Genomic DNA, 13,752 nt, shown 5'->3' with positions numbered 1-13,752 from the left:
GGGGAAAGGCCAGCTATACGGAAGCCAGGGTGGACTCCTCTAAGTTTGGAGTCTCACTGTAAGGGTGTTCGAAATGTGCTCGCACTCCGATTCTTGCTGCCGAAAAAGGATGTGCGTTTGGGCATCACGCCTTGCGTGATCAGGCCGGTGACGTTTACCGGTTCGCAAATGACCGCTTCTGGCCGACGGTTGTCTGTCGCAAAATAGCTATTCCAGCGTCATGAGCTAGTTAAGATTGAGTTGTAAAAATTACATTCTTAATTAATCGCTGCATCTTATTTGCCGGTGCGTTGATGGTTGCTTTTAACCATGCCAATCGCGTATCCGTTTGACTTAGATCAACCCGTCGATGCAACACTCTGCGGGCTCAATATTTAATGTTTTTGCATCGACTTGGTTGAAATGCACACATTAGCGTAAGGTTTTATTTATTCAACTCATTGAGGTGCGACAGTTTTACATCCCCGTAGAGAACTCAGGTGGGTGTTTGATTGCAGTTCGTATCGTGCGTAAGGCATCATCGTATTGACAAAGTAAGTGCAAAGCCCAGTCGGTACGTGTGCGGATGCGAATATCATTTTCGTCTGAGGGAATTTCGCTATTCAACATCGATTCAACATTTCTTATGATGAGTTGTTCAGGCAAATACATGATCCGGCTGTTTTTGTAGCTCGAAGCACGCAATTCAGTAATTGGATAAGCTCCCCCGAGCCCAGCCGAAACCCCCACCAGGAGCGCTGGCTTGTGTCCAAGTTCACCGAGTCCTGCGTACAAAAAGAAATTTTTCAGCGCCGGGCAAGCCATGCCATTCCACTCCGGGCTGATCACGATCAGTGCGGTTGCTTTTTTGAGGATGGATTGCTGGACACTCCAGATTCCATCAATGTCTTCTTCTGGCCACAGCGGTAGCCGACTAGAAGCCAAGTTCAGCAGTTCGCCTGAATCACAAAGACCAAGTTGCTCTAATCGGTCGCGCAAATATTTTGCGACTTTGAGTGATTGGCTGTTTGATCTATTCGATCCAGACAGCAGAACGATATGACGGCTCATTGCGCCACCTTCTGTTTAGCGTTGTGTGCTTTGGGGGCGACACGGCGTGAACGCACGACGGGCCAGAACAACTCTTCTTTCCAACTGATCGGTGACAAGTGTTCGATGCCGTATAAGGGCGGACGCCGGCGGGTAATTTTGGCCGTTCCGAACAGGATGTCCCAGAAGAACAACAGGTTGCCGAAGTTGCCCTTGTAATGCGTGACACCATCCTCGGCAGTCAAGCCGTGATGGGCTGAATGAGTGGAGGGGGTGGAGATCGTTCGCTCCAGAACCCAGACAATAGGGCGCAACACACGGATGCCATACAGTTTGTCATCCCACGCAACGCTGCTGTGCGCTGCGAAGATGACGGTCATCTTTAGGATCAGATAAACATAGTAAATATGTGCAAGCCCTAGATAGATCAGTATGCCGGACAGCCAGATGCTGGGCATCAGCATGTAGTAGAAGCTGTTGTTTCGATAAACGATGCGGACACTCATGTAGGGCGCGGAGTGATGAGCGCGGTGCAGCGCATAAAGTGCCGGGACCCGATGTGTCAGTCGATGCCACCAGTATTGAGTCATGTCATCCAGTACTAAAAACAACACGAACCCTGCGACCCAAGGAAGGGTGGCCAGGGCGTCTTTCATTTCCGGAACAGCCAGGCTCAGGATTTTTCCACTGAGCCACATGACACTGGGGAACGTGATTGCAACCAGGATCCCGGAGCCGATGACTTCGATCAGTACGTCACGTTTCCCGCTCGACGGGTGACGGAGCGAAGAACACGCGAGTTCCAGCAAGATGAAGGCAAGGAATATCCCGGCCACTATTACGGAAGGATTGTTGGCGAGCATTATTGTATTCATGGCACTCTCGATTAAGGCCCCTGCGGGCAATGCCATTTCATTAGAAGCCAACGAGTAAGCCGTCCCTATGCGCGAAACGGACAAAATTGAGAGAGAACAGGTCAATCGTTCTCCCCAGCGCTTTCACCGCGGCAAACTGGGCCAGGTGCTGGAACGTTTCCTGGATAGCCAGGCCTTGAGAGAAAACAGGGATTACAGCCTGATCGAGCTGGATCAGCTTTGGCGCGAGGCGGCGCGAATCGATCCGGCGATCGGGTTGAAACTGTTCACGCTATTCACGCCTCAGGACTGGCACGTCCTGGCCTATCTGTGCTTGTACAGCGCCGACGTTTTATCATCGATGAAACTTTGGGCCCTTTACGCGCAGCTTGCGTCGGACACGGACACGGTGAAACTGCTCAATGATGAAAACGGCGTCGGCATCGAGCTGTGCGTCGATGCGCCCAGTGAGCTGGCGCGCTATGTCATTGAGCACTACGGCGTAATGTCCATCGCGCAGTTGCGGCGGGGAACAGGGCAGCAGGTACAGCCGGTCCTGGCGAGATTTACTCACTCTCGTCCGTCGTATTACAAGCAATACACCCAATGGTTTGGGGGCCGTGTCGAGTTTGACTGTCCGATTAACTGCTTCTATTTCGATGCTCGAAGCTTGAGCCTGCCGATGCAGACACGTCATCACGGGATGCTTGAGGTATTGACCCAGGAACTGGATCGACGGATCGCCGCGCATCGGAATTTCAGCGGTTGGTCAGCCAAGGTTGCTGAAGGCGCGCGACGATCTCTAGCGAGAGATGAAACTCCCAATCTGGACAATCTGGCGAAGGCGCTGCACCAGACGCCAAGGACCTTACGGAGACGACTGGAAGAGGAAGGTACAACCTTCAGACAATTGCTCGATCAGATTCGCGCAGAGTTGGAACTGCATCTTGAATTGCAAGGAGAGTCATTAACGGAGATTGCAGCTCAACTAGGCTACAGCGATTTGGCGGCGTATCTCCACGCCCGAAGTCGATGGCGTGACAGGCAGTAATGTGGCGGGCCCGAATTTTTCGGAACGACAGCGTTACCTCACAAATCACCTCATCCCACGCCAGTAATTTCCCTTGTGCGGTTCCAACCCCACGGCGGTACGTTCGACCCAACTCTAGGCGTTCAATCATGGCACTGGTGGGCAGGCGAAATAGACGCAATTTTGGCTATGGCCGGCAACTGAGCTATGCAGGGCCGCAAGCGCTAAAAGATCTGTTTGGCGGCGGGTATTCTCGGACTGTCAAGGCGCACAGTGATCGCTGGCAGACGTTTGTGCGCTGGTGTCGTTCGGAGGATGGGCCAGGATCGCGAACACGTGATGCCCATCGTCGAGACGCTCAGCGACCAGCATTCTCGTGCCGCGGCCATCGCTCTTTTGGGGTCGCTATTCAGCGAACCTTGTCAGTTGGTGATGCTCGGCTATGAATGCAGCCGGGAAGCCTCTTCAGTAAGGGCTTGCATCAGTTGGTAGTGCCTTCACGGCTGACCGGCTCGCGACGTGGCAAACGGCCGTTGAGTACGGCGTACGCCACCAGACCAATCAGCAGCCCCCAGAACGCTCCGCCGATCCCGAACAATGTGATGTTGGCGGCAGCCGCCAGGAAGGTAATCAGTGAGGCTTCGCGGGATTTGGCGTCGACCATGGCACTGGCCAGGCTGCCGCCGATGGTGCCCAGCAGGGCGAGCCCGGCCAGTGTAGTGATGAAGGTTGCCGGGAAGGCCATGAACACCGCAGCGAGGGTCACGCCAAAAAAACCTACGAGGATGTAGAAGACGCCCGCGGCAATGCCGGCGATCCAGCGCTTGGAGGGTTGTTCATGGGCCTCCTTGCCGGTGCAGATGGCGGCTGTAATCGCCGCGATGTTGAAGGCGTGGGAACCAAAGGGCGCCATGAGCAAGGAACCCAACCCGGTGAGGGTCACGATCGGATTGGCACTGGTGCTGAATCCATCGTTGCGCAGTACCAGCATGCCAGGCATGTACTGACCGGTCAGGGTGATCAGAAACAGCGGCAGCGCGACACTGAGCAAAGCATTGAGCGAGAACTCAGGCAGGGTGAACACTGGTGCTGCGAGTTGCAGCCCCAGGCCTGAAAAATCGAGACGTCCCTGAATCAGCAGGAAGGCCAACCCCAGTGCCAAAATGCCCACCACCGCGTAGCGTGCGGTAAAACGCTTGAGCAGGATGTAGGCAATTATCAGCAGCCCGACCAGCATCGGCTCAAGGCTCATGCCGCCAAAAGCACCGATGCCAAACTGCAGCAGGATACCGGCCAACAGCCCTGCGGCCACACCCGGCGGTATCAGTCGGATGACTTTTTCGAAGTAGCCGGACAAGCCCAGCAGCACGAAGGCAGTAGCCGAGATCATGTAGGCGCCCACCGCCTCGGCATAAGGCGTGGTGGCCAGGGCGACGACCAGGAATGCCGCCGCGGGTGTCGACCAGGCCGTGATGATCGGCTCGCGAGAAACCCAACTGAGGAACAGCCCGGTAACGCCCACGCCAATCGACACGGACCACACCCACGAAGCTGTCAATTCAGGGCTCAGCCCAGCGACCTTGGCTGCCTGGAAGACCAGGATGAAGGTGCCGCCATAGTTGACAATGACCGAGATCAGACCGGCGATGATCGGATGCATGAGATCGCTGAGGCGGACAGATGACTGGGATGTTGAAGAAGGCATGGCTGAACTTTGCTCCTTGCAAAGCGAGGTACTTGGCCTCGACTGGAAAGTGATTTTTTGCGCTGACATGGCCTGTTTTAGCCATGCACTTTTACGTATGAAATCCGACCACTATTCGGGCTTGCGTCCGGCCCTTACCTAGCGATGAGCAGAGTCTACGGATAGACTGGCCTGCCTATATGGGCCAATTTATTCGTAGTGAGCAGACCGCATGGCAAAAACCTTCGAGCTTGAAACGCTGAAGATGCGACTCAACGACGCCGAGTTTCAGATGCTGGATCTGCACCTGCGGATTCAGCGCGCCCTGCGGGCACTGATCCTCGACGGTGCCCTTGACTCTGGCCTGAAGCTGCCCGCAACCCGGGTCCTGGCCAAGACGCTCGGCGTTGCTCGCGACACGGTCGAGAACGCCTACGTGCAATTGCACCGTGATGGCTTCATCGTGCGGCGCGAGGGCTCGGGCAGCTATGTATCCGAGACGGTTGGCACCGAGTTGCGCGGGGCAGCGCGCCGGCGCATGAAGGTGCAAGACGCCCAACGCAGCGCGGCGGTGCCAGGACCAGGCTTGAGCCGGCGCGGTCGGATGATTTTCGACAGTGGTGGAGTTAGCGATCAACAGGTGATCAAGGCCTTTGCCACAGGTCTACCGGAAACCCGCGCCTTCCCCACCGATGTCTGGGAACGCCTGCAACGCCAGGTCATGAAGGACTACCGGGGCAATGTCCTGCTGCACGGAGACCCGCAAGGTGTCGAGCCTCTGCGCAAGGCTATCGCCACCTACTTGAACCTCGAACGCGGGGCCAAATGCTCCCCCGACCAGATCCTGGTGTTGAGCAGTACTCGCCAAGCCCTGTTCCTGTGTGCTCAGTTGCTGGTGGACGCCGGCAAACCGATCTTGCTGGAAAACCCGGGCTACTACGGCGCCAAGAAGGCCTTTGAAACGGCCGAGGTGAAGGTCGTGCCCATTGACGTCGATGGCCTGGGCATACGCACGGACGTGCTGCAGGCAGACCGCAGCGGCGCCAATTGCGTCTATGTCACGCCCTCGCATCAATACCCCACCGGAGCGACCTTACCGCTGGAACGCCGACTCGAGCTGATCAGTTGGGCGGCGGAGCAGGGCAAGTGGATCATCGAGGACGACTACGACAGCGAATTCCACTACGAAGGGCTGCCGACCGCGTGCGTACAGGGCCTGGACAAATACCAGCGCACGATCTACCTCGGCACCTTCAGCAAGACGCTCTATCCAGGGTTGCGGATGGGCTACATGGTGCTGCCTTTCGAGCTGGTCAAAGCCTTCACCTACGCGCGCAGCATCATGGACGGCCACACGCCGCAGATCCTTCAGCTGACCCTGGCGCGCTTCATGGAGGACGGTCACTACAACTCCCATGTCCGGGCCATGCGCAAACTTTACGCCGGGCGCCGTGCAATCATGCTCAATGCCATCGGAAAGCACCTGGACGGTATTGCCACGGCCTTATGCCCCCAAGGCGGGCTGCAGATTCCCTGCCTGTTGGCTGATGGCTGGTCGGAGGAAAAGACCATCCGCCAAGCGGCCAGCGCGGGAGTGCAACTGCCCGGCCTCAGTCGGCTGTACGCCGGCGAGGAGAAGAAACAAGGTTGGCTATTGGGCTATTCGTCCTTGACCGCCTATGAAATCGAAGCAGCCATGCTTCGCCTGGCCAATGCGCTGAGCAAGAAGTAAGACAACAAATGGCTGGCCGAGCTGCAGAACACCGTGTCCGTTTCTGCGCAACGCTCCGGGACAAACACGTTTCAGACACGGTCACGCGCCTCCTCCCATGGTTTGCCGGCATCACTGCCCGTGCCCCTGCGGCGGTGAAATAGTTCATCTCAGTTACACGAAAGGATGGGATCAGACCGTCCTTTAGTCCACTCACCGTGCAGGTATTGCAGTCTGTGTCTATGCTGCAGTACCGGTGTTGAGTGCCGGACCGAACCTATGTCGGTGGGCCACCCTCGATGGCCGGCAGTCCGGTTTTAAACCACCACAGCATCAAAACAGCACAGCGGAATGTGCGTGAGCATGAGCTTGAATGCCTGAGCGATTCAGCCACTTATCGGATATGGAAATAGGCTTGATGTGTCGGTAAAAAAAATCTTTTGCGTGATCGGGACACGTCCCGAAGCTATCAAAATGGCCCCGGTCATTCTGGCCTTGAAACAACAGCGTTGGGCCGATGTGCGTGTGGTCGCCACGGCACAACATCGCGATATGCTGGATCAAATCCTGGTGTTTTTCGGCATCGAGCCCGATATCGACCTGGACGTCATGCGGCCAAATCAAACCTTGGCCACCCTGACCGCGCAGTTATTGCTCAAGCTGGATACCGTCCTGCTCGAAGAGCGGCCCGATGCTGTTCTGGTGCAAGGTGATACCACCACGGTGATGGCCTGTGCCCTGGCCTGTTTTTACCGACGCATACCGGTGGGGCATATTGAAGCCGGCTTGCGCACGTGGGATCTGCGGCATCCGTTCCCCGAGGAAGCCAACCGGGTCATTACCAGTCAATTAGCGCACTGGCACTTTGCGCCGACGGCAAGCACCCGGCAAAACCTGCTGACAGAGGGTGTGGCCAGTGCGGATATTTTCGTCACGGGCAACACGGTGATCGACGCACTGCTCACGACAGCGGCCAGTGAGGTGCAGATCGGTCTTGATCTTGATCCGGGCAAGCGCCTGGTGCTGGTGACGGCCCATCGTAGAGAGCATTTTGGCGCACCGTTTCTCGACATCTGCCGAGCGCTGCGCACCCTTGCCGAGAACAACCCTGAGGTTCAGTTTCTTTACCCTGTGCATCCGAATCCAAACATCCAGGATGTCGCCCAGGCGTGCCTGGCAGGCATGCCTAACTTCAGACTGTGCGCGCCGCTGGGTTACGCGGCGTTCATCGCTGCTATGAAAGCGGCGTATTTCATCCTGACCGACTCGGGAGGCGTCCAGGAAGAGGCGCCGGCGCTGGGTAAGCCGGTGCTGGTCATGCGCGATGAAACCGAGCGTCCAGAGGCGGTAGAGCAGGGCAGCGTCAAGCTGGTTGGCGCCAGCTATGAACGCATCATCGAGCAGGCGCAGCGCCTGCTTGACGATGAATCGGCCTACCGTGGCATGGTGCGAGGTGTTTCGCCCTACGGCGATGGGCAGGCTGCAGGGCGTATCGTGAAGGTCCTGCACGAGCACTTTTCTTGAAGCGCCTGGTATTTCTCTCGCCGTTGCCTTGGCAGAGCTTCGCCCAGCGGCCGCATAAGTTTGTCGATTGGGTGCACAGCCGCACAGGTGCGTTGGTGCTCTGGGTTGACCCTTATCCCACGCGGCTGCCCAGGTGGAGCGATCTGAGGGCGGCGGCGCCATCCGCGCAAACGAATCCATCCAGCGGCACGCCGTCATGGCTCACGTTGATCAAGCCTGGCGGTTTACCGATAGAGCCTCTACCTGGCTCGGGCTGGGTGAACCGGTTTTGCTGGCGGCATGTATTGAGCCGGATCGATCAATTCACCCACTCATCCCCAGCCTTGCTCGTGGTCGGCAAGCCCTCGGTCCTGGCGCATCTGTTGCTGCTGCGTCTTCGTCACTGCTCGTCCTTGTATGACGCGATGGATGATTTCCCGGCGTTTTATACCGGCCTTTCGCGGTCAGCCCTGGCGCGCCGTGAGCGGCTGATCGCCCAGCGCGTGGATGTTATCTGGACGTCGAGTTCCACGCTCAACGCGCAGTGGCGGCGTTATCGGAATGAGGTGTGCCTGGTGCTGAACGGCCTGGACTTGTCGGCGATCTCTGCCGTGGAGCTGGCGCCAACGTCATCGAGTCGAAAGATTTTTGGCTACGTGGGCACCTTGGCCGCCTGGTTTGACTGGGCCTGGGTGGCCGCTTTGGCCGAAGCCAGGCCCAACGACGAAATTCGTTTGATGGGGCCGGTTTTCGGCGCCGCGCCCGCGCACTTGCCGAGCAACGTGGTGGTGTTGCCCGCCGGTAATCATGGCGCGGCGTTGGCCGCCATGGCTGAGTTCGACGTGGGGTTGATCCCTTTCAAAAAGACCCTGCTCACCGCGTCGGTCGATCCGATCAAGTACTACGAATACCGCGGCCTCGCATTGCCGGTGATCTCGACTGACTTCGGCGAGATGCACGACCGTTCAGGGCTGCCCGGTGTTTTTATCAGTCATTCACACACCGATATTGCCGGGTTGGCCGAGGCCGCCTTGCAGTGTGAGCGTAATGCGGATGAAGCCCGTGCATTTGCACTGCAACACTCATGGGAAGCGCGTTTTGATGCCGCCACGCTTCATCCATAACTGCGACGTGATCGTCGTTAACTACAACGTTGGCAAACTGCTCGGCGAATGTGTGGCATCGGCCCTCAGGGAAGGCGCGTTGCGGGTGATTGTGGTGGATAACGGATCGAGTGACGGCAGCCTGGCGTACCTGGATGAGTTCCTGGCCGATACGCGCCTGAGCATCATCCGGAATAACCGGAATATGGGCTTTGCCTCGGCCTGTAATACCGGTGTGGCTGTATCGGGTGCCGGTGCGTTGTTGTTCCTGAACCCGGATTGTGTCCTGTTGCCGGGCTCATTGCAGGGCATGATGGAAGCGCTGCGCGCCGATGCCGCTACGGGCATGGTGGGGGGCTTTCTATGCAACCCCGACGGGTCCGAACAGCCGGGCGGGCGCCGGGTCTTTCCGACCCCCCGGAGAGCCTTCGTGCGGGCTTTTGGCTTGTCGCGCCTGGATGGGTTATTTCCTACGCTGTGCGCCGACTTCCTGTTGCATCGTGAACCGCTGCCTACCGAGCCCGTCGCGGTAGAAGCCATTTCCGGTGCCTGCATGCTGGTCAAGCGTGAAGCGTTGACGTCTGTGGGTCTATGGGACGAAGGCTATTTTCTGCATTGCGAGGATCTGGATTGGTGCATGCGCTTCAAGCTGAAGCAGTGGCGCGTCGTGTTTGTGCCACAGGCGCGCGTCATGCACTGGCGGGGCGCCTGTAGCCGGAATAGACCGTTCTTTGTCGAATGGCACAAACACCGAGGGATGGTGCGGTTCTACGCAAAGTTCTTCAGGGCCAACTACCCCAAGGGGTTGTGGTGGTGGGTGGTCCTGGGTGTGTGGCTGCGCTTCGGCTTGGTCTGCATCTACCATGGATTCAATGGGTTGTTGGGGCGATCCCGGGGTGGGCATGCCTGAGGTCACGGTCGGTGTGCTAGGGGCCAGCAGCCTGGTAGGCCGCTGCCTGCTTGCGTTGCTGGTGCGCGAACAGTTCAAGGTCGTCGCTTTTTCCCGGCAGCCACAGCACGGCAGCGACAGTGACGCGGTCAGTTGGCAACGGCTTCCTGAGGCGGATGTAAGCGCATATGCCGCGCCGATTCCCTACTGGATCTGCGTGGCACCGATTTGGGCGCTGCCGCAGCATTTTGCGCTGCTGCAGGCCTGCGGAGCGCGCAAAATCGTGGCCCTGTCTTCCACCAGTCGCTTTAGCAAAAGCCACTCCGTCGACTCCGCAGAGCGGCGTCTCGCCAGCCTGTTGGGCGACGCCGAGTCGCGCGTTGAGCAGTGGGCGCAGGCCCACGGGGTGCACTGGGGCATCCTGCGTCCGACCTTGATCTACGGCCAGGGACGCGACAAAAACATTACCGAGATCGCGCGCTTTATTCGGCGCTTCGGCTTTTTTCCGCTGTTTGGTGGCGCGATGGGACTGCGTCAACCCGTGCATGCCGAGGATGTGGCGAGCGCCTGTGTGGGGGCGTTGCAGGCCCCCCAGGTGTGCCGTCATGCCTACAACCTCAGCGGCGCAGAGACGCTGCCCTATCGGGAGATGGTCGCCCGCGTGTTCACCGCGCAGAACCGCCGCCCGCGTTTATTCACGGTGCCGCTCTGGGTGTTCCGGATAACCCTGTTGCTGTTGCGAGTGCTGCCGCGCTATCGCCATTGGTCGGCGGCGATGGCGCAGCGCATGAACCAGGACCTGGTGTTCGAGCATACCGAGGCAGCCCGGGATCTTGGCTTTGCGCCCAGGGGATTTTTATTGTCGGAACAGGACCTGCGTTAGTTACTCATGTTCATGGGGCACCCACGGACCCCACTTGGCTTCATAGATCGCCTTGTTGCGCTCGAACAGCGCTTGGCGTTCGCCCTGGTTCATAAGCGCGAACGATGCCGACAGTTGGTGATGGATAAACACATCGCGGGCGCAGGCGTTCACCAGGCCGGCGCGTTCGACACGCCGGCAATAGTCGTCATCCTCGAAGAATCCACGGCCATAGACTTCGTCGAGCGGGCCGATTCGCGTGTAGGTACTGCGCGGCATCATCACGCAGAAGAACGCCAGGGTCGGCAGCCGGACCACCTCGCCAAGGTGGCGGCAGGTAAAGTGCCGAGCCGCTTGCGGCATGTCTGCGGGGTCGGCGTAGTGGATGTCGATCCTGGCCTGGTTGCCGATGTTGTTGGTCACCGGGCCAATCAAGCCAAGCTCGGGATTGCGTTGTAAATGCCGTCGCAAGGTACTCGCCCAGCCGCAGGTGACCTGCGTGTCGTTATTGAGCAGCACCAGATATTCACCGCTGGCGATCGCCAGGCCCTGGTTGTTCGCGGCGGCGAAACCCCGGTTGTCGGTGTTGAGCACGACCGTCTGGCCGCTGCTGGCCGCCCACTGCCTGAGAAAGGCTGCGCTGCCGTCACTGGACGCGTTGTCCACCACGATGATTTCCAGTTCAGGCCCGTCGCGGTCGTGCTCGAGGCTGTCCAGGCACGCACGCGTCAGCGCCAGGTTGTTGTAGGTCACTACGATGACGCTGATGCGTGCGGTGGAGGCGTCGCGTTCGGCCAGGGTGATGAGCGCCTCGGCGCGGTGTGCCCAGGTTTGTTGGGCGGCGAACGCCTGTCGCTGGGCAATCTGTTCAGCCGTCGATGGCAGCAGTGCCCGCGTGATCGCGGCAATGAACGCCGTGCCGTCGTGGCCTACCTGCACCAGGGTGCCGAATTGTTGCATCTCTGGCAGGTCGACCGAGACCACGGGTTTTCCGGCGCTCAGGTACTCGTAGACCTTGACCGGGTTGGTGGCGAGCGTCAGTGCCGTGATGTGAAACGGCACGATGCACACATCAAAGCCATGCAGGTAATAGGGCAGGGTGGCATAGGGGACTTCGCCGATGAATTCAACGTTCGGGTAGCCACGCAATCGCGCCCGCGCGCCCACCGTATCGGCGCCGATCAGCAGCACCACATGCCCTGGAAACGCCTCGGCAATGCGGGCCACGAGCGCGGGGTCAAACCAATGGGCAATGGCGCCGTAGTAGCCAATCACCGCGCGCTGCAAGCGATCCCGGTAGATCAAGGCCGGTGGCTTGGAGAACTGGTTGAAGTCTGCGGCATTGCGAAGGATGGCGCGGGTTTCATTGGCTTGGGTCGGCCATTGCTCGGCCAGCCAGTCGGAGCTGAACAGCCGAACGTCAGCGTTGCGCACCAGCCGTTGCTCCAGTTGCAGTATGCCGGGGGCGTTGTTGCCGAAGCCTTGATGATGGTCCATGCAGTCGTAGATCAACCGGCTGTTGGGTAATTCACCGGCGATGTCGCACCAGAAAGGGTGCTGCACCAGTGAAATGACCCGAGCGGACCCGGCCCAGAGGAGTACCTCGCCAATACTGCGGCACAACTGCCGAACCTGTACGGCGTCAGGCGGCGCGGCATAGATAAGCGGTGCACCATGAGCGAACAGCTTGACCTGGAACAGCCGCTGCGTCTGGTCCAGCGACTCGAGTTCAAAGCCGGCTTGGGGCGCATGTATCAATGATGCCGACACGTAGATGACCCGCCGCCCAGTGGCGCTCAGTGCCTGGGCCAGTTGTTGCGGGCGCTGGTGGCGCAAGTCCCAATCGATAGCCCCCCAGATAATGTAGTCCGCCAGCCCGGCCTGTTGTGGTTGAGGCGTCAGCGCTGGGCTGGCGAAGGTTTTCACAGGTCGCAGGACGCCACGCAATGTGCGCACAACGCGCAGCAATGCGCCTCGGTAAATGACCGCCAGGAGTTTTTTTACGCTGTCCGGCAACGGCAACCGGTGATACGCCGCGCGCCAGCGCTGCCGGCGAGATGGGCGCCGCTCGATCAGCATGGGCGGGGCGACCTCATCCGGACTTTCTCGGCGACGCGGCGACCACTACAAAGTCGCTTTTCAGGGTGCCTGACTCGATCAGCCCGTCTTCGATGTCGAACAACATCTGCAGTACCCTGAGGGACTGCGGGTTGTCCGGGGTGAAGTTGCCGGCGATACCGTGCAGCAGAAACTGCAGTAACGAGCCACCGCAGAGGTTCAGCGCACGCACATCAAAGTGCTCCTGCACCACCTGCAGAATGTCTGCCGAACGCACGGCCTCAGAGGGGTCGACTTTCACCACCTCGGCGGGGTCGGGCAGTGGCACGACCTGTTGCACCTGTCCGTATGAACCCTTCACGAATGAGCGGCGCAAATGCTCGGGAATCAAGCCGAACGCATGGCTGATGGCCGCGCGTTGTCGGGCATCAAAGGCAAAGTGATTGGCCCCGACATATTCATTGAAAAACAGCCAGCCGCCGGGCTTCAGGCTACGGCGAACCCGCTGGCAGACCACCTCTAGCTCGCGGATATGGTGCAGCGAGCCATTGAACCAGACCGCGTCGTAGTGATCGCCCGGCAGGTCAGTCCGTTCGATATCACACAGGGCGTAATGGATCGTCGACGCGCCCATCGCCAGCGCTTCGGCCCTGGCCACCTCAAGTGCGGCAGGGGCTATATCCACGGCGTCACAGTGCTCGAAGGCGTTGAGCGTGTAGAGTTCGCGCTCAAGGGTGCCGGTGCCGCAGCCGATGCTCAGCATACGTGTGCCTGGCGCCGGGCTGCCGAGAAACTCCTTCAGGCAGTACTGCACCCATCCGGGATGGCCGCTGCCCGCCGTCGCCTTATGCTGATGGCGGCGTTGTACGGTTGGTACCGCCAGCCAATATACATCCGCAGAAAAGGCGTCGGAACCGGCCATGTTTTCTGACCAGTGATCCGCTGTGACTTGCTTGTCGGCGCTGATCCCTTCGCGCTTGCCGTTGAGCTTGTTCATGATTCGCTTGAACACGGTGTCTTCCTTCCATT

11 protein-coding genes and 1 pseudogene are annotated in these 13,752 nt (G+C 59.0%); 7 read left to right on the top strand and 5 right to left on the bottom strand.

The genetic code is table 11. The annotated features are described in order from the left end of the window. Positions 1 to 456: 456 nt before the first annotated feature. Both AB1462_RS23000 and AB1462_RS22995 read right to left on the bottom strand, forming a co-directional pair. Complete coding sequence (locus AB1462_RS23000) at positions 457 to 1,050, bottom strand: NADPH-dependent FMN reductase (RefSeq protein WP_090406884.1); 594 nt, start codon at positions 1,048 to 1,050, stop codon at positions 457 to 459. Then, positions 1,047 to 1,904: a sterol desaturase family protein gene (locus AB1462_RS22995; RefSeq protein WP_367247997.1), complete on the bottom strand. Its 858-nt coding sequence runs from the start codon at positions 1,902 to 1,904 to the stop codon at positions 1,047 to 1,049. Before AB1462_RS22995 ends, AB1462_RS23000 begins: the two co-directional genes overlap by 4 nt. A gap of 67 nt (positions 1,905 to 1,971) precedes the next feature. Between AB1462_RS22995 and AB1462_RS22990 the strand changes: the two genes are divergently transcribed. Together AB1462_RS22990 and AB1462_RS22985 are read left to right on the top strand one after the other, a co-directional pair. Next, on the top strand, positions 1,972 to 2,934 hold the full coding sequence (locus AB1462_RS22990) for an AraC family transcriptional regulator ligand-binding domain-containing protein (RefSeq protein WP_367247996.1): 963 nt from the start codon (positions 1,972 to 1,974) through the stop codon (positions 2,932 to 2,934). A gap of 128 nt (positions 2,935 to 3,062) precedes the next feature. Then, a pseudogene (locus AB1462_RS22985) lies at positions 3,063 to 3,239 on the top strand (integrase); the annotation flags it as partial. A gap of 155 nt (positions 3,240 to 3,394) precedes the next feature. Here AB1462_RS22985 and AB1462_RS22980 read toward each other — a convergent pair. After that, positions 3,395 to 4,618 carry a benzoate/H(+) symporter BenE family transporter gene (locus AB1462_RS22980; protein ID WP_315337015.1) on the bottom strand — a complete coding sequence of 408 codons (1,224 nt, stop codon included), beginning with the start codon at positions 4,616 to 4,618 and terminating at the stop codon, positions 3,395 to 3,397. A gap of 211 nt (positions 4,619 to 4,829) precedes the next feature. On the opposite strand from AB1462_RS22980, the gene AB1462_RS22975 reads away from it, so the two are divergent. The 5 genes from AB1462_RS22975 to AB1462_RS22955 all read left to right on the top strand — a co-directional run bounded on the left by AB1462_RS22975 (position 4,830) and on the right by AB1462_RS22955 (position 10,686). Then, positions 4,830 to 6,329 (top strand): PLP-dependent aminotransferase family protein, encoded by a 1,500-nt coding sequence (locus tag AB1462_RS22975; protein ID WP_259192027.1) that lies wholly within the window; start codon positions 4,830 to 4,832, stop codon positions 6,327 to 6,329. A gap of 399 nt (positions 6,330 to 6,728) precedes the next feature. Further along, positions 6,729 to 7,832: a non-hydrolyzing UDP-N-acetylglucosamine 2-epimerase gene (gene wecB, locus AB1462_RS22970; protein WP_367247995.1), complete on the top strand. Its 1,104-nt coding sequence runs from the start codon at positions 6,729 to 6,731 to the stop codon at positions 7,830 to 7,832. Next, positions 7,829 to 8,935, top strand: coding sequence for a glycosyl transferase (locus tag AB1462_RS22965; RefSeq protein WP_259192025.1), 1,107 nt, complete (start codon positions 7,829 to 7,831; stop codon positions 8,933 to 8,935). Before wecB ends, AB1462_RS22965 begins: the two co-directional genes overlap by 4 nt. Beyond that, positions 8,913 to 9,824, top strand: a complete 912-nt coding sequence (locus AB1462_RS22960) for a glycosyltransferase family 2 protein (RefSeq protein ID WP_259192024.1) — start codon at positions 8,913 to 8,915, stop codon at positions 9,822 to 9,824. Before AB1462_RS22965 ends, AB1462_RS22960 begins: the two co-directional genes overlap by 23 nt. Next, positions 9,817 to 10,686: an SDR family oxidoreductase gene (locus AB1462_RS22955; RefSeq protein WP_259192023.1), complete on the top strand. Its 870-nt coding sequence runs from the start codon at positions 9,817 to 9,819 to the stop codon at positions 10,684 to 10,686. Before AB1462_RS22960 ends, AB1462_RS22955 begins: the two co-directional genes overlap by 8 nt. On the opposite strand, the gene AB1462_RS22950 is transcribed toward AB1462_RS22955, so the two are convergent. Continuing rightward, a complete protein-coding gene (locus AB1462_RS22950; protein ID WP_315337019.1) occupies positions 10,687 to 12,744 on the bottom strand; it encodes a glycosyltransferase in 2,058 nt (685 codons plus the stop codon). A 13-nt stretch (positions 12,745 to 12,757) separates the two neighbouring features. Further along, positions 12,758 to 13,735, bottom strand: coding sequence for a class I SAM-dependent methyltransferase (locus AB1462_RS22945; protein ID WP_315337021.1), 978 nt, complete (start codon positions 13,733 to 13,735; stop codon positions 12,758 to 12,760). Between the last annotated feature and the right edge of the window lie 17 nt (positions 13,736 to 13,752).

The organism is Pseudomonas sp. SB113 (genome assembly GCF_040754745.1).
Classification (GTDB): domain Bacteria; phylum Pseudomonadota; class Gammaproteobacteria; order Pseudomonadales; family Pseudomonadaceae; genus Aquipseudomonas; species Aquipseudomonas grimontii.
Note: the sequence above shows the minus strand (reverse complement) of the source record. Positions and strands in the feature narration are given on the sequence as shown.